Source organism: Agrobacterium sp. 22094, assembly GCF_052046015.1.
GTDB lineage: Bacteria > Pseudomonadota > Alphaproteobacteria > Rhizobiales > Rhizobiaceae > Agrobacterium > Agrobacterium cavarae.
Map to the genome: position 1 here is coordinate 785,835 of NZ_JBQEPX010000001.1, position 19,849 is coordinate 805,683.

The 19,849-nt window shown below is 58.5% G+C and carries 20 protein-coding genes; 13 read left to right on the forward strand and 7 right to left on the reverse strand.

Features of this window, described 5'->3' with window-relative positions; translation table 11 throughout:
- Positions 1-30: 30 nt before the first annotated feature.
- Positions 31-1,953, forward strand: a complete 1,923-nt coding sequence (locus ACTJK5_RS03695; RefSeq protein WP_440611868.1) for a methyl-accepting chemotaxis protein — start codon at positions 31-33, stop codon at positions 1,951-1,953.
- 127 nt (positions 1,954-2,080) lie between these two features.
- Here ACTJK5_RS03695 and ACTJK5_RS03700 read toward each other — a convergent pair whose 3' ends face one another.
- The gene (locus tag ACTJK5_RS03700) at positions 2,081-2,926 is read right to left on the reverse strand and encodes an aldo/keto reductase (protein ID WP_440611869.1); all 846 of its coding nucleotides are present in this window, start codon (positions 2,924-2,926) and stop codon (positions 2,081-2,083) included.
- A 142-nt stretch (positions 2,927-3,068) separates the two neighbouring features.
- Between ACTJK5_RS03700 and ACTJK5_RS03705 the strand changes: the two genes are divergently transcribed.
- Complete coding sequence (locus ACTJK5_RS03705) at positions 3,069-3,662, forward strand: LysE family translocator (protein WP_062598552.1); 594 nt, start codon at positions 3,069-3,071, stop codon at positions 3,660-3,662.
- A gap of 28 nt (positions 3,663-3,690) precedes the next feature.
- On the opposite strand, the gene ACTJK5_RS03710 is transcribed toward ACTJK5_RS03705, so the two are convergent.
- Positions 3,691-4,176: a DUF2269 family protein gene (locus ACTJK5_RS03710; RefSeq protein WP_440611870.1), complete on the reverse strand. Its 486-nt coding sequence runs from the start codon at positions 4,174-4,176 to the stop codon at positions 3,691-3,693.
- Between the two features lie 4 nt (positions 4,177-4,180).
- Positions 4,181-5,461, reverse strand: coding sequence for an SDR family oxidoreductase (locus ACTJK5_RS03715; RefSeq protein ID WP_440611871.1), 1,281 nt, complete (start codon positions 5,459-5,461; stop codon positions 4,181-4,183).
- 139 nt (positions 5,462-5,600) lie between these two features.
- Between ACTJK5_RS03715 and ACTJK5_RS03720 the strand changes: the two genes are divergently transcribed.
- Positions 5,601-6,728, forward strand: coding sequence for an ATP-dependent DNA helicase (locus ACTJK5_RS03720; RefSeq protein ID WP_062426576.1), 1,128 nt, complete (start codon positions 5,601-5,603; stop codon positions 6,726-6,728).
- 25 nt (positions 6,729-6,753) lie between these two features.
- On the opposite strand, the gene ACTJK5_RS03725 is transcribed toward ACTJK5_RS03720, so the two are convergent.
- Complete coding sequence (locus ACTJK5_RS03725) at positions 6,754-7,563, reverse strand: MerR family transcriptional regulator (RefSeq protein WP_440611872.1); 810 nt, start codon at positions 7,561-7,563, stop codon at positions 6,754-6,756.
- A gap of 202 nt (positions 7,564-7,765) precedes the next feature.
- On the opposite strand from ACTJK5_RS03725, the gene ACTJK5_RS03730 reads away from it, so the two are divergent.
- Both ACTJK5_RS03730 and ACTJK5_RS03735 read left to right on the forward strand, forming a co-directional pair.
- Positions 7,766-8,521 (forward strand): pyridoxine 5'-phosphate synthase, encoded by a 756-nt coding sequence (locus ACTJK5_RS03730; RefSeq protein ID WP_440611873.1) that lies wholly within the window; start codon positions 7,766-7,768, stop codon positions 8,519-8,521.
- 82 nt (positions 8,522-8,603) lie between these two features.
- On the forward strand, positions 8,604-9,890 hold the full coding sequence (locus tag ACTJK5_RS03735; protein ID WP_440611874.1) for an NAD(P)/FAD-dependent oxidoreductase: 1,287 nt from the start codon (positions 8,604-8,606) through the stop codon (positions 9,888-9,890).
- 63 nt (positions 9,891-9,953) lie between these two features.
- Here the strand turns inward: ACTJK5_RS03735 and ACTJK5_RS03740 are convergent, their stop codons facing one another.
- Positions 9,954-11,000 (reverse strand): NAD(P)-dependent alcohol dehydrogenase, encoded by a 1,047-nt coding sequence (locus ACTJK5_RS03740; protein WP_113177617.1) that lies wholly within the window; start codon positions 10,998-11,000, stop codon positions 9,954-9,956.
- 186 nt (positions 11,001-11,186) lie between these two features.
- Between ACTJK5_RS03740 and ACTJK5_RS03745 the strand changes: the two genes are divergently transcribed.
- Positions 11,187-12,101, forward strand: a complete 915-nt coding sequence (locus tag ACTJK5_RS03745; protein WP_440611875.1) for an AraC family transcriptional regulator N-terminal domain-containing protein — start codon at positions 11,187-11,189, stop codon at positions 12,099-12,101.
- A 51-nt stretch (positions 12,102-12,152) separates the two neighbouring features.
- Here the strand turns inward: ACTJK5_RS03745 and ACTJK5_RS03750 are convergent, their stop codons facing one another.
- The gene (locus ACTJK5_RS03750; protein ID WP_440612557.1) at positions 12,153-13,040 is read right to left on the reverse strand and encodes an SDR family oxidoreductase; all 888 of its coding nucleotides are present in this window, start codon (positions 13,038-13,040) and stop codon (positions 12,153-12,155) included.
- A 110-nt stretch (positions 13,041-13,150) separates the two neighbouring features.
- Between ACTJK5_RS03750 and ACTJK5_RS03755 the strand changes: the two genes are divergently transcribed.
- The 4 genes from ACTJK5_RS03755 to ACTJK5_RS03770 all read left to right on the forward strand — a co-directional run bounded on the left by ACTJK5_RS03755 (position 13,151) and on the right by ACTJK5_RS03770 (position 15,784).
- A complete protein-coding gene (locus tag ACTJK5_RS03755) occupies positions 13,151-13,579 on the forward strand; it encodes a winged helix-turn-helix transcriptional regulator (RefSeq protein ID WP_313059074.1) in 429 nt (142 codons plus the stop codon).
- A gap of 155 nt (positions 13,580-13,734) precedes the next feature.
- Positions 13,735-14,388 (forward strand): TetR/AcrR family transcriptional regulator, encoded by a 654-nt coding sequence (locus tag ACTJK5_RS03760; protein WP_062441132.1) that lies wholly within the window; start codon positions 13,735-13,737, stop codon positions 14,386-14,388.
- 44 nt (positions 14,389-14,432) lie between these two features.
- On the forward strand, positions 14,433-15,452 hold the full coding sequence (gene ilvC, locus ACTJK5_RS03765; protein ID WP_062440673.1) for a ketol-acid reductoisomerase: 1,020 nt from the start codon (positions 14,433-14,435) through the stop codon (positions 15,450-15,452).
- A gap of 134 nt (positions 15,453-15,586) precedes the next feature.
- Entirely contained in the window at positions 15,587-15,784 is a 198-nt protein-coding gene (locus ACTJK5_RS03770) for a hypothetical protein (protein ID WP_440611876.1), read from the forward strand.
- Positions 15,785-15,832: 48 nt separating this feature from the next.
- Here ACTJK5_RS03770 and ACTJK5_RS03775 read toward each other — a convergent pair whose 3' ends face one another.
- Positions 15,833-16,285: an RbsD/FucU family protein gene (locus ACTJK5_RS03775; RefSeq protein ID WP_062440687.1), complete on the reverse strand. Its 453-nt coding sequence runs from the start codon at positions 16,283-16,285 to the stop codon at positions 15,833-15,835.
- Between the two features lie 241 nt (positions 16,286-16,526).
- Here ACTJK5_RS03775 and ACTJK5_RS03780 point away from each other — a divergent pair, with 241 nt between their 5' ends.
- The 3 genes from ACTJK5_RS03780 to ACTJK5_RS03790 all read left to right on the forward strand — a co-directional run bounded on the left by ACTJK5_RS03780 (position 16,527) and on the right by ACTJK5_RS03790 (position 19,846).
- On the forward strand, positions 16,527-17,771 hold the full coding sequence (locus ACTJK5_RS03780) for an aminotransferase-like domain-containing protein (RefSeq protein WP_062440695.1): 1,245 nt from the start codon (positions 16,527-16,529) through the stop codon (positions 17,769-17,771).
- 165 nt (positions 17,772-17,936) lie between these two features.
- Entirely contained in the window at positions 17,937-18,770 is an 834-nt protein-coding gene (locus ACTJK5_RS03785) for a PhzF family phenazine biosynthesis protein (protein ID WP_440611877.1), read from the forward strand.
- Between the two features lie 89 nt (positions 18,771-18,859).
- Positions 18,860-19,846 carry an ABC transporter substrate-binding protein gene (locus ACTJK5_RS03790; RefSeq protein ID WP_111846993.1) on the forward strand — a complete coding sequence of 329 codons (987 nt, stop codon included), beginning with the start codon at positions 18,860-18,862 and terminating at the stop codon, positions 19,844-19,846.
- Positions 19,847-19,849: the final 3 nt, after the last annotated feature.

The following is a 19,849-nucleotide window of genomic DNA, read 5'->3' on the forward strand; positions in this document are numbered from 1 at the left end:
TCATCTGCAGCCTGATTTAAGCGAGGACAAATGTCGTTTTTCGACAACGCAAAAATTCGCACCAAGATACTGAGCCTGATACTCCCGGTTTCCCTGGTTGGTCTGGGTGGTGTGGGCGCTGTTGCTATCAACTACAAGAATGCCGACACCGCCTATTCCGACCTCATTTCAAAGAATAGCGCCGCCACGACTGAGCTATTTCGTGCAAATACATCTCTTGTGGCCCTAGGTTACGATACGACGCTTGGTTTATTGCAAGCGGAGCAAGGCCGTAAGCCAGCCGAAATCCAGGATGATTACAAGAAAGACGTTGGTGCGCTTTTTGCCAGGCTTGAGGCAGCGCCTAAGCTTCTTCCAGAAATCAACTCCTCCCTGTCTGGCATCACCGATCGGGCACGCGCCATCGTGAAGGCCACTGATGAAGTCTGGGTGATGATGAAGAATGGCGATTTCCTGACCGCTCGCCGTAAGCTGACTGACGTCAACGCGCAAATTGCCGATTGGCGAGCCGATATCCGGGCGTTGAATGAGAATTCTCTGAAGGAGGTCGTTGATCAGTCTAACACTCTGTCTGCCCTCACCAATTCCACCATACTTTACTCTCTTATTACGCTCGGGTTGCTGTTCTCATCCGCTGTAGCCATCTCATTGCTGGTATCGTCCCGCGGAATTACCGGCCCGATCGCTCGGCTTTCCACACGCATGGTCTCTCTCGCCGGTGGTGAGACGCGCGAAGAGATCGACGGTGTCAACCGCAAGGACGAGGTTGGTCAGATGGCGCAAGCCGTTGCCGTCTTCCGCGAGAATGCACTTGAGCGCATCCGTCTGGAACAGGAAGCAGATGCCAATCGCAGCCTGTCGGAGAAAGAGCGCATTGCCCGCGACGAGCAGAAGGCCAGGGAAGCCGCAGACACGCAGTTTGCCGTCGAAAATCTCGCCAACGGGTTGTCACGCCTGTCGGATGGCGATGTCTCTTACCGTATCAGCCAGCCTTTCGTTGCCCATCTCGATACGGTTCGCGAGAACTTCAACGCTTCTGCCGAGAAGCTTCAATCCGCTCTGACCCGCGTGGCCGAGAATGCCCGTGGCATCGATGCCGGGGCAAACGAAATCCGTGCCGCGGCAGACGATCTTGCCAAGCGCACCGAACAGCAGGCGGCATCGGTCGAAGAAACCGCAGCGGCGCTGGAAGAAATCACCACCACGGTGAAGGACTCCACCCGTCGTGCCCAGGAAGCCGGTCATCTGGTTGCCAAGGCCCGCACCGGTGCCGAACAATCGGGTGAGGTCGTTCGCAAGGCTGTCGTTGCCATGGAGCGGATCGAAAAGTCGTCGGGTGAGATTTCCAACATCATCAGCGTCATCGATGAGATCGCCTTCCAGACCAACCTTCTGGCGCTGAATGCCGGTGTCGAAGCTGCCCGTGCCGGTGAAGCGGGCAAGGGCTTTGCTGTCGTTGCCCAGGAAGTGCGTGAACTGGCACAGCGTTCTGCCAGTGCCGCCAAGGACATCAAGGGTCTGATCTCCACCTCCAACACTCAGGTTCAGGAAGGCGTTGAGCTTGTTGGCGAGACCGGCCGTGCGCTGGAAACCATCGTGGCTGAAGTGCAGGAGATCAACCGCCACGTCATGGCGATCGTGGAAGCGGCACAGGAGCAGTCCTCCGGTCTGCAGCAGATCAACACGGCTGTGAACCAGATGGACCAGGACACGCAGAAGAATGCGGCGATGGTGGAAGAGACGACGGCAGCCAGCCATGGTCTCGCCCGCGAAGCCTCTTCGCTGAACCAGCTTCTCGGTCAGTTCAAGCTGTCTGCCACCTTCGAAGCGCCGATCCGAGCCGCAACACCTGCCGAACGTCCGGCAGCGTCCCCCGCCCGCGCGCTTGGTCGCAAGCTTGCAACCGCCTTCAACGGCAATGCAGCCGTCAAGCAGGACTGGGAAGAGTTCTGAGAACACCCAAAAGACAGGTTCAAATGATGAAGCCGGGCGTCAAGAACACCCGGCTTTTTTGTTTCGTCTCTATGCTGCGAGCCTCAGAAACTGAATCCGAAAACGGCGTTAAGCCGATGAAATGGAATCACAACATCGCTAGCGACGTCTTTCTTGTCGGCGGCGGAAAAGCAGCATCGAGCGATGCCCAGTCCTCATCGCTGATATCGAGATCGGTCGCGCCGCGATTTTCTTCGACGCGTTCCGGCTTGGCGCTTTTGGGGATGGCAAGCACGCCGTCACGTTCCAGAAGGAAGGCGAGTGCCACCTGAGCCGGTGTCGCCTGGTAGGCCTTCGCGATGCGGATCAGCTCCTGATTGTTGAGAATGCGGCCCTGTTCGATGGGGGAATAGGCCATGAGTGGCAGGCTCTTCTCCTGGCACCAGGGCAGGAGGTCATATTCCACGCCACGCCTGGACAGGTTGTAAAGGACTTGGTTGACCGCGCAGTTGCGACCGTTCTCAACCTCGAACAATTCCTCCATGTCGTCCGTATCGAAATTCGACACGCCCCAGTCCCTGATCTTCCCCGACTGCTTGAGCTTTTCAAATGCCGCGACCGTTTCCTCCAGTGGGTGGGAGCCACGCCAGTGGAGAAGGTAGAGATCCAGGTGATCGACACCGAGACGCTTCAGGCTGCGTTCGCAGGCTTCGATCGTTCCCGTCGCATTGGCGTTGAAGGGATAGACTTTGCTGACGAGGAATACCTCATCGCGCAGATCCGCAATTGCCTTCCCAACGATCTCTTCCGATCGCCCGTCGGCATACATTTCCGCCGTATCGACAACCATCATGCCGAGCTCGACTGCTTTGCGGATGCTTGCCACCTCCTGGGCCTCTTCGGCGTGGCTCTCGCCCATGTTCCAGGTGCCGATGCCGAGAGCGGGAATGTCTCTCCCCGAGGGTAAGGTCAGCGTTGGGATATCGTCATACATGAAGGCCTCCTCCTATGTTTCTCAGATAATAAACCAGAAGCGATCTCTCTCGATCCATCAAAACTTGTGCGACATGCCATTCGTGCCGATTACTGGTTTTCCCCCTGGCTGGTGAATAGGATGACGCTTCAAGGGGATATTCATGACGATCGAGACTTTCATCGCGCTTCTGGTATTTGCATTCACCACATCGATCACGCCAGGGCCGAACAATATGATGCTGTTTGCGTCCGGTGTGAATTTCGGCTTTCGCCGGACTATTCCGCACATGCTTGGTATTGGCGTGGGTTTCCTGTCGTTGCTGATCGGCGTGGGGCTTGGACTAGGCGCGCTGCTGCACTCGATCCCGGTGCTCTACACCGCTTTGAAATTTGCCGGCGGCGCCTATCTCGTCTGGATTGCTTGGAAGATTGGAACGTCTCGCAGCCTGGGTGACGGAAAGGTCGGTGCCAGGCCCATGACATTTTTCGGTGCGGCTGCGTTTCAGTGGGTCAACCCGAAAGCGTGGGTGATGGCCGTCGCCGCAATGGCGACCTACACGGATGAGAGCCAGTATATGCTGACGGTCCTGCTTGTCGGTCTTGCCTTTGCGGCTGTGAACCTTCCGAGCGTTTCGACATGGGCGGGGTTCGGCTCTGTGCTGCGCGAATGGCTCTCCGTTCCGGCGCGGTTGAAATGGTTCAACATCACCATGGCGGTGCTGTTGGTGCTCAGCCTCTGGCCGATGTTGAAGTGAAGCTCAAGGGCCGGCTAAGCCTCTCGCTTCATCCAATTCCGAAAGGAAGATCGGGCTTCGTCAGCATCAGCCAAACGATCGCGATGACAGCGAAGAAGGCCGGGAAGCCGCAGGCAAACCAGATTCGGTACAGTTTGAACCATTGAGGCGGAAGAGCCGAACCGGCATCTGCCGAGGCCCTGGCAATATCGCGCAGCCTGATCTGAATCCAGACAACCGGAAGCCAGAAGAGGCCGACGAAGACGTAGAGTAGGAGCGAGAGCCAGATCCACCCCTGCGTCAGCGGCCAGCCTATCAGGCGTGCCAGAAGATAGCCGGTGATCGGTTGAAGGATGGCAGCTGTTGCCGTGAAGATCGTATCGGCAATCACCACCGTTTCTGCAACATGGGCAATCAGAGTCGGGTTCTCGCTCCGACGCGCCATGACCATGAAGAAGGCGATGCCCGCCCCGGTTCCGAGCAGCACCGTGGCGCCGATGACATGAGCGAGGCGGAGCATGTCTTCCAGCGTCATGCGCCTACCGTTCTTCCAGCGTCGCCAGCGCCGCCAGAGTGAGAACGATCGATGGCAGCACCTTCATAAGTGGCCCGAGCGGATCGAGCCAGAGCGACGGCTCAAAGACCGCTGCACCAAGAAGATAGAGTGCGGTCACCACCAGCATTCCTTGCATGGCTCTTCTGGAAAAGCGCTTGATCAGGACGGCAAGGCCGAGGCCGATGTCGAGTACACAGGTTGCAAGTGTGAGGGCGGTGGCCGCAGAGGGTGGCAGAAAGGTTTGGAAGTGGCTTGCAGCACCCTCGAGATTTGCCAGCGGAACGAGGCCGGACAGCAGCCAGAAGAGCGACAGGCAGAGAATGACGATCGGTTTCAGCAGATAGAGGCGAGCGAACCAGAGGTCCTGCACGGCGGATGGATGGCGGGCCAGCGTCTCGGCGGCCGTTGCGACCGAGAGCGTGTTTGTCTGCGCCTGGGTCGACACGCCTTCCGACATCACCGCCATGGCCGTGGATCGAAGCGGCGAGCGCCAGCCGAGATAGCCTGCAATATCCGCCAACACGCTGACAGGCTTGGCAATGGCGGGTGAGAGGGAGAGAAACCTAGCAGGTGGGAGGCCGAGCCACTGGCGATGGAGCGCGACGAGGTCTTTCAGCGTCACAGTCTCATCGGCTGCCAGGTGCAGGTCGCTTCCCGGCGCGATATGGCCACTGACGGCGCGCGATACCGCCGAGGCGACATCGTTGACCGAGACCACGCGAACGGGGCTCTCCGCATGCGCGAGAGGAACGACGCGGGGAAGACCGGCGAGTGCCCGAATGAGTGCCGTGCCGCCATGGGCGTTGCGACCGATGACGAGGGCTGGGCGGAAGATGACGTGTGGCAAACCACTCGCAGCAAGGGCTTCGTCGGCGCCGCGTTTGGTCGCCAGGAACGGCAGGTTTGCAGCGGTACCGGAGGTTTGCGCCGAAATTTGAACGATGAGCCTGCCGCGTGCCAGAATGCAGGCTTCATAGAGCGCCAGCATCGCGTCCAGCTGCGTGGCGGAGAGATTGTCTGCCAGACCATCTTGAAGTGCACCTGCGCAATTGACGATGACCTCATGGTCCGCCACCAGTTCTGTCCAACTGTCGGCATCCTTCATCCGCGCAAGATCACCATCGATCCAGTTGGCGAGAGGGAATTTCCGGCGGGCCGTGATGGTGTTGCGCGCCAGACCGGTGACGACATGGCCGTCATTGTGCAACCTGCGAAGAATGTCCGAGCCGATGAAGCCGCTTGCACCAAGAATCAATATCTTCATGCATCTATCTAATCAAATGTGACGTGGGATGCCATTGCCTGCCTCCGCCAGTTGCGTCTTCCCGGCCCTTCCGGGCGGAACATTCTTCTTTCGTTCTTTTTCTGTTGCGCTTGCGGCTCGAATCCTGCGAAGAGGATGGATGCAATTTTCTCCGCAACAGGATGAAGCCCTCAAGGCTGTTTCGCGCTGGTTGAAGGAAGGCCGTTCGCCGGTATTCCGTCTCTTCGGCTATGCCGGCACGGGCAAGACCACGCTCGCCAAGCACTTTGCCGAGCATGTCGATGGCGAGGTACTGTTTGCCGCCTTCACCGGCAAGGCCGCACAGGTTCTGCGTTCGCGTGGCGCTTCCAATGCCCGCACCATCCACTCGCTTATTTACCGGCCGCGTGGCGAGGAAGCCGTCGAAGACGAGGAAACCGGCAAGACATCGATTGCGCCGATGTTCACCATCAATCGCCAAAGCCCGCTTGCCAAGGCCGCGCTCATCATCATCGATGAATGCTCGATGGTGGATGAGCAACTCGGCAAGGACCTGATGAGCTTCGGCACGCCCGTTTTGGTGCTGGGCGATCCCGGGCAGTTGCCGCCGGTTTCAGGCGGTGGTTACTTCACCGAGCAGGAGCCGGATTATCTGCTGTCGGAAATCCATCGTCAGGCGAAGGACAACCCGATTATCCAGCTTGCCATGGATGTGCGAGAGGGACGCGAGATCATGCGTGGCGACTACGGCACTGCCCAGGTGATTTCCAAGTCTGAGGTCACCCAGTCTTTGGTGCTGGACGCGGATCAGGTTCTGGTCGGAACGAACCGGACGCGCAAGCGGTACAATCAGCGGCTTCGCGAGTTGAAGGGCTTTTCGGCGGAATACCCGCAATCCGGCGACAAGTTGGTATGCCTGCGCAACGACCCGGCCAAGGGTCTGCTCAATGGGTCTCTCTGGCAGGTGATGAGTTCGTCTCGGGAGACGGTCAAGCCGGGCATCAATCTGATGATCAGGCCGGAAGACGACGATATGGATCGCGGTGCGGCGAAGATCAAATTGCTTAAAGCGGCCTTCGAGGAGACGGATACGGAAATTCCGTGGTCGACGCGCAAGCGCTATGACGAGTTCGACTACGGCTATGCGCTGACGGTGCACAAGGCGCAGGGTTCGCAGTGGAACAATGTCGTGCTCTTCGATGAGAGCTACGCGTTTCGCGACACGCGCGAACGCTGGCTTTACACCGCGGTGACCCGCGCGGCGGAGACACTGACCATCGTCCGGTAGGTTTTGTTGGGCTTATCAGTGCGTTTCAGTGCTCGATGATGCCCATTGTCAGCGCTTTTGCGACCACCTGAAAGCGGTTGTTGACGCCGAACTTTCCAAGAAGGCCTTCTTCCAGCCCGCTCAGCTCATCTGCCGACATGCCGAGGGTGCGGCTGAGGCGTGTCGATGAATAGCCTTCCGCCATCAATTCGAGGCAGTACTTTTCCTGCTCCGTCAGATTGGAAACCGTGTCGTAGACAGGCTCGGGATAGGTCTCGTCGGACACGTCCATCAGGTTGCTGATCTGGTCGATCTGGCGATGAACGGTGGAAATCTCCAGCGTCAATTCGCGCTTGCGGGTTTCAAGCGCAGTCTGGAAAATGTCGTCTGCTGCTTCCTGGGAGGGTGCATGATCAAGCCTGCCCATAATCTCCTGAATGACCGCAACTGCCACGCCGATATCGCGCAGCAGGTTGATGACGGCCATGCGGCGAACGTCCTGGTGCGAATAGATGCGCATCAGCCCCATGCGGCGGGAGGAGAGGATTTTCTTCTCTTCATAAAAATGCAGAGTTCTGTGCGTGACCCCGAACAGATTTGCCATGTCTGCGATGACGACGGGCTCGGGTGGGAGGGACGATGGGACCTTGACGTCCGGTAGAAAGCCCTTTGAGATTTTGGATCCCGGCGCTGCGGTTGTCTCGGTTACCTTCTTCATGGATTTTCTGCTCCATGACCCGGTGGTGAGAACGACCGTATCGCGGCCATCCTGGCCCGGCATGGTCATATCCCGGACATCCAGCTCCGGCATGGCGGCTGCGCCCATATCAGTAGCGAAAGCGGCGTCTAAACTCAAATCGATATGAGAGTCTTCTAATGAAAATGATTGCGTCATGTCGGTCCCCGATCCTTAGGGGCGAAAATGCGCGCGCGCGAAGATGGTTCCACGAAAATTTCGATTTTTTTTGGTGGCTTGCAAAATGATGCGATAAGGGGAGAGATGACGTCCGATCGGGGTCGTCATGCAGCGCCCTTCACCATGAACGCCGGGGAATGAAATGCCGACCAAACTGTCTGTCAATTTGAACGCGATTGCCATGCTGCGTAACCGGCGCGACTTGCCCTGGCCGGATGTGGCGTCATTCGGACGTATCGCGCTGCAGGCGGGGGCTAGCGGACTGACGGTTCATCCACGACCGGACCAGCGCCACATCCGCTTTCTGGACCTGCCGCTGCTTCGGGCGTTGATCGATGACGAGTTTCCGCAAGCCGAGTTCAACATGGAAGGCTATCCCACCGAGGATTTCCTTCTGCTCTGCGAAGAAAATGAGCCGGAGCAGGTGACGCTGGTACCGGACGACCCATCGCAGGCGACCTCCGATCATGGTTGGGATTTTCGCAAGCATGGTGATTTTCTCAAGCATGTCACCTCTCGTCTTAAAGCAGGCGGCATGCGGGTTTCCCTCTTCGCCGATGGCGATGCCGACCGTTCCGTGATGGAAATGGCAGCAGCCACGGGCGCTGCGCGGATCGAGCTTTACACCGGTCCCTATGGCGGCTGCTACGATGACCCGGAAGCGGCTGAACGTTGGATTGAAAAACTCGGACAGACGGCTGATTTTGCGAAGGAATTCGGACTTGACGTCAATGCCGGACACGATCTTACCGTGGACAATCTTCCGGCGCTGGTGAAGCGCATTCCTCATCTCGCTGAGGCATCGATCGGCCACGGCCTGACGGCGGATGCTCTCGAATACGGCATGGCCGAAACGGTTCGGCGTTTTTGCCGGGCCTGCGGTCAGGCTATTTCATAACTCACGTCAATTTTTGCCCCTACAATGAAACCGCGTACAACCTGCGCGGTTTGATTTTCTGATTGTAATGAGGGCAAGTCTTATGCAGGAACATCATGTCGTCGTCGTTGGGGGAGGCTTCGGCGGTCTACAAACTGTCCATGGTCTGAAGGGTGTGCCGACACGGATCACCCTGATCGATCGCCGCAACCACCATCTTTTTCAGCCGCTTCTTTATCAGGTCGCAACGACGGCACTCTCGACATCGGAGATCGCCTGGCCCATCCGCCACCTGTTTCGCGACAGGCCGGAAGTCTCGACCATGCTTGCCGAGGTATCGGGCGTTGATCGGACCAATCGCACCGTTCATCTGACCCATGGTGAGACGGTCTCCTTCGATACGCTGGTGCTCGCGACCGGTGCGCGCCACGCCTATTTCGGCAATGACGCCTGGGAAAAACATGCCCCTGGTCTGAAGACCTTGGAGGATGCGACGACCATCCGCAGGCGGTTGCTTCTTGCCTTCGAGCGCGCCGAGTTGGAGAAGACGGAGGAGGTCAAGCAGGCCTATCTCACCTTCGTCGTCATCGGCGCGGGTCCCACTGGCGTCGAAATGGCGGGCATGATCGCCGATCTTGCCAAGAAGGTTCTGCCGCCGGAGTTTCGCAATATCGATACGCGCAAGACGCGCATCATCCTCGTCGAGGCGGGCAAGCGCGTGCTGCCTGCTTTCACCGAGGAGCTATCGGAGTACAGCAAACGCGCGCTGGACAAACTCGGCGTCGAAGTGATGCTCGGAACGCCCGTCTCGGATTGCACCGAAGAGGGCGTCAAGGTCGGCGATCATTTCATTCCCGCACGGACCATCATCTGGGGTGCTGGCGTACAGGCCTCTCCGGCTGCGCAATGGCTCGGTGTCAAGGCGGACCGCGCCGGGCGCACCGAGGTTGGTCCTCATCTCCACATTCCAGAGGACCCGAACATCTTCGTCATCGGCGATACGGCATCCGTTCAGCAGGCAGACGGCAAGACGGTGCCTGGCATCGCGCCTGCGGCCAAGCAACAGGGAGACCATGTCGCCAAGGTCATCAAGGCGCGACTGACGGGGAAGGCGGAGCCCGCGCCGTTCAAATATGTGCATAAGGGGAACCTTGCCACGATCGGCAAGCGAGCTGCGGTCATCGATTTCGGCAAAATCAAGCTGAAGGGCGTCATCGCCTGGTGGATATGGGGCCTTGCCCATATCTACTTCCTCATCGGCACACGCTCGAGGCTTGCCGTCGCCTGGAGTTGGCTGTGGATCTACCTCAGCGGCCAGCACAGTGCGCGTTTGATTACCCAGCGTGACACGCTGAAGGATGAGGCGCAGCCTGTGGGAAAGGCTCTCTAACGAAAAGAGGCGGGTCCTGATCAGGTCCCGCCTCGGATTTGTCTACGTGCTGTGACGCTTGGATCAGGCGTCGAGCGTCGCCATGTCGATGACGAAGCGGTAGCGCACATCGCTCTTCAGCACGCGCTCATAGGCTTCGTTGACGTCCTTGATGTCGATCTTCTCGATCTCGGAGACGATGTTGTGTTCACCGCAGAAATCCAGCATTTCCTGGGTTTCCTTGATCGAACCGATCATCGAGCCGGACAGGCTCTTGCGGCCTGGGATCAGTGAGAAGGCATGGACGGGAATCGCGTTTTCGGGCGCCCCGACTACCACCATGGAGCCATTGACCTTGAGCAGGCCGAGATAGGCGTTCCAGTCGATTTCTGCCGATACGGTGCAGATGATGAGATCGAAGGTGCCGGCGAGCTTCTCGAAGGTCGAGGCATCGCTTGTCGCGTAGTAATCCTTTGCACCGAGCTTCATGCCGTCTTCCTTCTTGGAAAGCGACTGAGATAGCACGGTGACATCCGCGCCCATGGCAGCACCGATCTTCACGCCCATGTGGCCAAGACCGCCCATGCCGACGATGGCGACCTTCTTGCCGGGACCGGCATTCCAGTGCTTGAGGGGCGAATAAAGTGTGATACCGGCGCACAGCAGTGGGGCAGACGCGTCGAGCGGCAGGTTGCCCGGGATGGACAGGACGTAGCCTTCCTTGACGACGATGTGGTCGGAGTAACCGCCCTGGGTCGCCGTCTTGCCATCACGCTCGACCGAGTTGTAGGTCTGGACGAGGCCCGGCATGTATTGCTCGTTGTCGACGTCACGGCTTGCGCAGCCAACGCAGCTATCGACGAAGCAGCCGACACCGACGTGATCGCCAACCTTGAAGCGGGTGACCTTGGAGCCGACGGCCGTCACGACACCAGCAATCTCGTGACCGGGGACGATCGGATACACCGCATTCTTCCATTCGTTGCGAACGGTATGGATGTCCGAATGGCAGATGCCTGCATATTTGATGTCGATGACGACATCGTCCTCGTTCGGCTCGCGGCGTTCGAAGGTGAACGGCGTAAGCGGCTTGGATGCGTCTGTTGCAGCATAACCTCTTGCAGTGGCCATCTGAAGTTCCTTTCAACTGGGAAATGGGATGGTCGATCATGCGCCCGGAACACGAAAGAGCGTTAGAGCGATCCTCCGAGCTTCTTGCATAATTCTACAAATTTGCGGTGCGCCCTCTTTGCGAAGAGGGGAAGGCATTTTAGATATGTCTCAACGGAATTGCCGTTTGCCCCAAGGTTTTCGCCCATGACGCTGCCTTTCAGCCCTTATCAGGAAATCGTCTCGATTGTTGCCCGCTATTCCAAGGCCGAGGGGGAAGTGACGACCGACATCGATGCCTTGCGGCTCAGCAAACGCTCAAGCCCGAGTGCGCCTTGCCACGGCAGCTATCATCCCTGTTTCGCCATGGTCATTCAGGGCGCCAAGAGCCTACAACTCGGCACCGACACCATCAATTACGGGGCAGGGGATTACCTGCTGACCTCCTTCGATCTGCCGGTGGCGTGGCGTGTGGTGGAGGCAAGCCACGAGGTGCCGCATTTTTGCATTTCGATTGCGATCAACAGTGAGAAGCTTCTCGACGTGATGAGCCGGGCGCAGATCGCCCGCCCGCCAACGGCCGTTCTCCGCCAGCGTGGCATCGTGGTGAATGCCGCAACGCCCGAGCTTCTGGATGCGACGACGCGGCTTTTGCGCTTGCTCGATCGTCCAGCCGATATTCCTGCCATGGCGCCTTTGATCGAGCAGGAGATTCTCTACCGCATTCTGACAGGTCCTGCAGGTGGACAGTTGATGAGCATTCTGGCGGCAGACAGCCATGGCAACCGGATTGCCCGTGCAATCGCATGGCTTCGTGAGAACTACGCCCGCCCGATCCGTATCGAGGATGTGGCAGAACGGGTCGGCATGAGCGTCTCTTCCTTCCACCAGCATTTCAAGGCGGTGACGGCGATGACGCCGGTGCAGTATCAGAAGCAGTTGCGTCTCCACGAGGCGCGCCGACTGATGCTGTTGGAACGGCTAGACGCGGGCACCGCCAGTCACCGGGTGGGTTACCAGAGCCCATCGCAGTTCAGCCGGGAATATGCCCGCGTCTATGGACTGTCGCCAGCGCGCGATGTGGAAGCGTCGCGTGAGAGCATGAGCACTGCTGCAGAGTGACCCGGCTTCCCATACCCCGGCTCTGCGCCGGAGTATGAGTGGCTAAAAGGGTTAGCCGATCAGAGCGGCTTTGTGGGCCTTGAAGAACTCCGCGGAGGTCTGCGGCTTCTTGCCCGTCAGCGTTTCGTAGTCATTGGTCAGGATTTCGAAATTGCCGGCTGCGATATTGGCATCCGCCGAGGCCAGCATTGCAGCGACAAAACCGGGAAGGCCAGCACCTTCGATGCCCTTCTGAAGGTCTTCGGGTGAGACCTTGACCGCTGTGAGCGGCTTGCCGGTTGCCTCGGAGACGAGGGCGGCAATCTGGTCTGCATTGAGCAGTTCCGGTCCCGTCAGCGTGTAGGTCTTGTTTTCCGCCTTGCTCTTGGCGAGGGCGGCTGCGGCTGCGCGGGCGCAGTCGTCCCGCGAGATGTTGGAGACCTTGCCGTTGCCCGACGCCGTGAACCACTGACCACCTGCCAGATTATGCGGCATGCCGTGAAGGTAATTGTCGAGATACCAGGCGTTTCGGATGATCGTGTAGGGCAGACCGCTTGCCTTGACGGCCTCTTCCGTTCCCAGATGGTCAGGGGCAAAGGTGACGAGCGATTTGTCCGGGTTCGGCATCGACGTGTAGGCAAGATGCTTGACGCCGGCCTTGATCGCGGCGGCAACGGCTGCCTTGTGCTGCTTCAGGCGCTGGCCTGGAACGGCAAGAGCGTCGGTGGAAATGATGAGTAGCGTGTCGATCCCCTGGAATGCCTTCTCAAGCGAGGATGCATCGTCGAAATCGGCAGCGCGTGTCTCCACACCCTTTGCGGCGAGACCGGCGAGCTTGCTCGTATCGCGGCTGGCGGCAACGATGCTGGCCGCTGGAACCTCATAGGTTTCCAGCAGATGACGGATGATAGACTGGCCGAGATGACCAGAGGCGCCGGTCACGAGAATCTTGCTCATAATGTCTGTCCTTTGTTGGTCTCAAAAAGAGAGTAGCTCTAAAATAAGAATTGACCCGTTGCTGTAAAGAAGGCATTTCTGACGCCCTAAGTTACCAGAAGGGAACCACCGCCATGGGCGCGACAGTTTCACGGTTGAAGCCGACAGCAGCGAGTGCTTCCGCGCAGGTCTCAGCGCCTCTCCCAGATTTCGCCAATCTCGATTTCGACAATTGCCCCGTGCGCGATCTGCTCAATCATATCGGCGGTAAATGGTCGACGCTGCTGTTGCAGGCGCTCGCCGAGCGCCCCTATCGCTTCGGTGAATTGCGGCGCATGGTGCCCGATATCTCACAACGTATGCTGACCCAGACGCTACGTGATCTGCAACGTGATGGCTATATTCACCGCGAGGTGTTTCCGACCAAGCCGCCCAGCGTGGAATATAGCATGACACCGCTGGGACGATCTCTCTATCTGCCTTTGTCGCAGGTCATCAATTGGGCGCTCGATCATCATGATGCGGTGAAGCAGGCGCGCGTGACGTTCGACACCACTGCGTAACACTTTGTTCCATCTATAGATTTCAGCGGACCTTATATTGCGGCGCGTCAATTCGCACCATGGGTTCAAAAATCCTCTTGACCCTGAGAAGCGCTCCGCTTAAATGTCGCTCGAACCGTACCGTACGGTACATAATTGAGAGTGGAGTGGACAAGGTGGGGACCGATCCGATCACAGCGCAGGAATTTTCGCCGCGACAGAACGCCGTTCTGGAGCAGGCATTGCGTCTTCTGGTCGAGGGTGGAGAAAAAGCGCTGACGACGTCCGGTCTGGCACGCGCTGCCAATTGCTCCAAGGAAAGCCTCTACAAGTGGTTTGGCGACCGCGACGGTCTTTTGGCAGCCATGATCAGCTTCCAGCAGAGCAAGGTTCGCACCTTTGAAAAGGCTGGCGATCGCGTCACCGCGCCGCAGCTTGTCGATCACCTCGAAGTCTTTGCCCATGATCTGCTCGACGTTCTGGCTGGCGACGTGTCGCTGGCGCTCAACCGTCTGGCCATCGGGCAAGCGAGCCGCGATGGCTCGAAGCTCGGCAATCTTCTGCTGGAACGTGGTCGCCGTCAGATCGACAAGCGTGCCCGTGGTTTGATCGAAGCCGGTCGCCGTTGCGGCTACCTGCGCTTTGACGATCTGGAAGATGCCTATCGCAGTTTTTACGGCCTGATCGTTTCCGATCTGCATGTGCGCATGCTGCTCGGTGAGGCGCAGACCAAGGATTTTTCTGCCCGGGCGAGGAAGGCGGTTGCCGCCTTCCTGACGCTTTACGGGACGGAAAAGGTACATTCGGAAAAGGGCGGCAAAACCGCCTGAGTTCCGGTTCAATCATCTGGTTTTGAATAGGGAAGGACCAAGAAATGCGCGTTTATTACGATCGTGATGCCGATCTCAATCTCATCAAGGCGAAGAATGTCGCCATCGTCGGTTACGGTTCGCAGGGCCGCGCGCATGCGCTGAACCTGAAGGACAGCGGCTCCAACAACGTCGTTATTGCTCTGAAGGCCGGTTCGCCGACCATCAAGAAGGCAGAAGCCGACGGCTTCAAGGTCATGACCGTTGCCGAAGCTGCCAAGTGGGCCGACCTGTTGATGATGGCAACGCCTGACGAACTCCAGGCCGACATCTACAAGGCTGAAATTGCCGGCAACATCCGCGATGGCGCTGCGATTGCTTTTGCCCACGGCCTCAACGTTCACTTCGGCCTCATCGAGCCGAAGGCTTCGGTCGACGTCGTCATGATCGCACCGAAGGGCCCAGGCCATACGGTTCGCGGCGAATACCAGAAGGGCGGCGGCGTTCCTTGCCTCGTGGCCGTTCACCAGAACGCGTCCGGCAACGCTCTTGAAGTTGCACTCTCCTACGCCTGTGGCGTTGGCGGCGGTCGCTCCGGCATCATCGAAACCAACTTCAAGGAAGAGTGTGAAACCGACCTCTTCGGCGAACAGGTCGTTCTGTGCGGCGGTCTCGTCGAGCTGATCCGCGCCGGTTTCGAAACGCTGGTCGAAGGTGGCTACGCGCCTGAAATGGCCTATTTCGAGTGCCTGCACGAAGTGAAGCTGATCGTCGACCTGATCTATGAAGGCGGTATCGCCAACATGAACTACTCGATCTCCAACACGGCCGAGTGGGGCGAATACGTCACCGGTCCGCGCATCATCACTGCCGAAACCAAGGCTGAAATGAAGCGCGTTCTGCACGACATCCAGACCGGCAAGTTCACCTCTGACTGGATGCAGGAATACCGTTCGGGTGCTGCCCGCTTCAAGGGTATCCGTCGCATGAACGACGTTCACCAGATCGAAGAAGTCGGCGCGAAGCTGCGCGGCATGATGCCCTGGATCGGCAAGAACAAGCTGGTCGACAAGGCTGTCAACTAAGACGGTTTGGAGCCTGCGCTGTCAGGCCAAGCACACGGAAAATGCGAGGGCGCGGAGGGAAACTTCCGCGCCCTTTTTCTTGCTGATATCAAAGAAAGCTGGTTCCATGTGCGGGAATTGGGAAGGGCGATATCATGCATGAACACGACGCATCATCCTCTGTGCCTGATCAGGATAGCACGCGAAAGCTGGAAGGGGGGACGCCCGTTGGCGTCAATCTGGATGAAACATCCCACCTGTTGTCCAGTGAAGCCAATAGAAAAAGACTGCGCGAGTCCATCGCGCAACTCGAGAACGGTGATCTGATTGAGCGAGAACTGCCCCAGGCCTAACGGTTCGCTAAGCCGGAATTCTCAGTTCACGCTGCGTTCGCGGTCAAATCACGCCGCGGGATAGATAACGCCCTTGGTCAGAATGAAGCAGCCGTAGAAGCGGAGCTCACCCGTGGTGATGACGCAATAAGCGTCCTTGGCCTTTTCGTAGAACGCAAAGCGCTCAATGCCGTACATCGGTGCCGACTTGCCTTCGGCAGCGTCGATCTCAGCCTGGACTTCGCGCTGAACCGGCTCGATTTGATCCGGTGCGCCCATGACTTCCATGCGGCCGACAGAGGGCTGCAGCGGTGTGTCGAGCGGGAAGACCGAGAGGATCGCCTTGATCGCCTGGGCGGAGGTTAGGTTTTCCATACGCAGCACTTGGCCGACGGCGGTGTGCTGGGCAATGCTGTCGGATGGGAAGTTGGTGTCGGTCACGACGAGCGTGTCGGCGTGGCCCATGGCGCGCAGCGCGTGCAGTACATCGGCGTTCAGCGCAGGGTGGATATTCTTGAGCATTTCGTCTCCTCCGGACAGCAAATCAATCGGGGCGCAATCCATCCTTAAATTTGCCGCCCGTCAATCCATTGCCGAGCAGATTGTGAAGTCGTCGAAGAGATTGTATGGGAAGTCCGCAACTTGGGAGAGGACGCAAAAAATCTCGAAAAACCGTACCGAAAACTGATAAGTCAGTATTGCTGACCTATCGATGTTTTTGTACATGTTTGCGTCATAAAACGAAATATGAGGAAACAGACCCATGCTCGATTGGGAACAAATCTTCGCCACCCGCTCGTCGCGGATGAAAGCGTCCGAAATCCGGGAACTTCTCAAGCTTCTGGACCAACCGGACATCATTTCCTTTGCGGGCGGTATTCCCGATCCGGCACTGTTTCCCGATGCGGAATTCAAGGAAGCCTATGCGGACATCTTCTCCGGCCCCCAGGTCAATTCAGCGCTGCAGTATTCGGTGAGCGAAGGCTACAAGCCGCTGCGCGAATGGATCGTCAAGGACATGGCGAAGATCGGCATCGAATGCTCGGTCGATAACGTCTTCATTACGTCCGGTTCGCAGCAGGCGCTGGATTATCTCGGCAAGCTGTTCCTGTCGCCGAACGATACGGCACTGGTCACATGGCCGACCTATCTCGGCGCGCTGTCTGCCTTCAACGCCTATGAGCCGAACTACGACCAGCTGAACCCGGGCGGCAATCGCACGCCTGAGACCTATCGCGACAACGCGACCAAGGCGGGTGGTTCGGTCAAGTTCGCCTATCTTTCTGCCGATTTCTCCAACCCGACGGGTGAGACAGTCGATCTGGCAGGTCGCAAGAAACTGCTGGAACTCGCCGATGAGCTCGATATCGCGGTCATCGAAGATGGGGCCTATCAGAACCTGCGTTTCGACGGTCAGCCTGTTACACCGATCATGGCGCTGGACATCGAGCGCAATGGCGGCATCGAAAAAACCCGTACCATCTATTCCGGCAGCTTCTCCAAGACGCTGGCGCCGGGCCTTCGCGTCGGCTTCGTCGTTGCTGCGATGCCTGTCATCCGCAAGCTGGTTCTGATGAAGCAGGCTGCCGACCTGCATTCCTCCACCATCAACCAGATGGCGATCGAGCATGTCGCATCCCGCGGTTTCGACGGTCAGGTCGCCAAGATCAAGGCTGCCTATAGCGCACGTCGCGATGCCATGCTGACCGCGCTCGACAAATACATGCCGAAGACGGCACGCTGGACGAAGCCGGAAGGCGGCATGTTCGTCTGGGTGACGCTGCCGGAAGGTCTCGACGGTGCGGAGCTTCTGGCGCAATCGCTCTCCAGCGAGCGCGTGGCCTTCGTTCCAGGTAAGGCCTTCTTTGCCGATGGTTCGGGCAGCAACACGCTGCGCATCAGCTTCTCCTGCGCCAACGAGCAGATGATCGACGAGGGGATCAAGCGCCTCGGCCGCCTGATCGCCAATGCCGAGACCACGACCAGAGCGACGATGCCGATCGTGTGAGGTCAGGGAAGGGCGCTGTCCCTTCTCACGATGACAGACTGATGCTGGCCGACTTTAAGAGCGGCCAGCATTCGAAGCGAGCCTTCGCTCCATCATCTTAAGGATCTTTGCGCTGGTGCCACGCATCATGCAACACGTCCGCTTTCCATTTGAAGGATATGCGCCATGGCCAGAACCTACCCCTTCCATCAAGTCGATGTCTTTTCCGCCAAACCCCTGAAGGGCAATCCGCTTGCTGTGGTCTGCGATGCCGACGGCTGGTCGGACGAGGAGATGGCTGCATTTGCCAACTGGACCAATCTCAGCGAGACGACCTTCCTGATGAAGCCGACGGTTGAGGGTGCGGACTACCGCGTGCGGATTTTTACGCCGGTGGGCGAGTTGCCCTTTGCCGGTCATCCCACACTCGGCACCTGCCATGTCTATCGTTCGCATTCCGGGCAGACCGGCAAAGACGAGATCGTGCAGCAATGCGAGGCAGGTCTGATCAAGATTAGGATCACCGGCGAAAGGCTAGCTTTTGCGGCTCCGCCGTTGCGAAAGTTCGGCGCGGTCGATCCAACATCTATTTCGCAGGTCGCAGCGGCACTGGGGCTCACGCCTGAGGTGATCCTGGATGCAAGCTGGACGGATAATGGTCCGGGTTGGGTGTCGCTGCTTCTAAAGAGCCGCGCCGATGTTCTTGCCATCAAGCCGAATTTCTCTGCAATCGGTGGCTTCAAAGTCGGTGTCGTCGCGCGCTGCAAAGCGGAGGACGGGATCGATGCGGACTTCGAAGTGCGAGCCTTCTTTGAAGGTGGCGAAGATCCGGTGACCGGTAGCCTCAATGCTGGCCTTGCGCAGTGGCTGATCGGCGCTGGTGTGGCGCCTGATCGCTATGTCGCCAGCCAAGGGACTGCTCTTGGTCGGGCAGGGCGCGTCAGCGTCGACAAGATCGGCGACGACATCTGGGTCGGCGGGCAGGTGACGACTTTGATCGAAGGAAAGGTTACGCTTTAACCCCGAATGTGACAGTCAAATCCTGTCTGTCACATACATGTTATGCAGGTGTGTTTTAGCGGTCCCAGCTTCAAACAGGGACCGCACTCATGAAAACGCTTCTTTCAGCCTTCACTGCCATCGTGTCGCTCGGTCTTCTCATGGGCAGCGCAAATGCTGCCGATCTGGTGCTCTACACCAGCCAGCCAAATGAGGATGCCCAAGCGACCGTCGATGGCTTCAAGGCCGCCAATCCCGGTATCGATGTCGAGTGGGTGCGCGACGGAACGCCGAAGATCATGGCGAAGCTGATGGCCGAGATCGAGGCGGGCAATCCGGTTGCCGACGTTCTGTTGATCGCCGATACCGTGACGCTGGAACGCATGAAGCAGGCCGGACAGCTGATGGCCTACAAGTCGCCGGAAGCGGCCCATTATGACGCCACGCTGTTCGATGCGGACGGCTATTATTACTCCACCAAGCTCATCACCACCGGCATCATGTATAACACGCAAGCCGCGATGAAGCCGACGAGCTGGAAAGACCTTGAGAAGCCGGAAGCCAAGGGCCTCGTGACCATGCCGAGCCCGCTCACCTCCGGTGCGGCCCTGATCCATGCGCAGACGCTTGCCGCCGTTCCGGGCCTTGGCTGGGATTACTACAAGGCGCTGAAGGACAATGGCGCGATTGCTGCTGGTGGCAACGGCGCGGTTCTGAAATCCGTCGCGTCTGGCGAGAAGGCTTATGGCGTCGTTGTCGATTACATGCCGATCCGTGAAAAGGCCAAGGGCGCGCCGATCGAGTTCGTCTTCCCGAGCGAAGGTGTGTCTGCCGTGACCGAGCCGGTTGGCATCCTTGCCCACACCAAGCATGCGGATGCGGCCAAGAAGTTCGTTGACTATGTGCTTTCCACCAAGGGACAGGAAGGCTTCGTCAAGCTGGGCTATATTCCTGCGCGCAACGATGTCGCTCTGCCGGCTGGCTTCCCCGCCCGCGACCAGATCAAGGTGCTGCCGCTGAACCCGGCAGAAGCGCTGAAGAATTCCGAAAAGGACCTCAAGACCTTTTCCGATATCTTCGGCGGCTCCAAGGGCTGATCC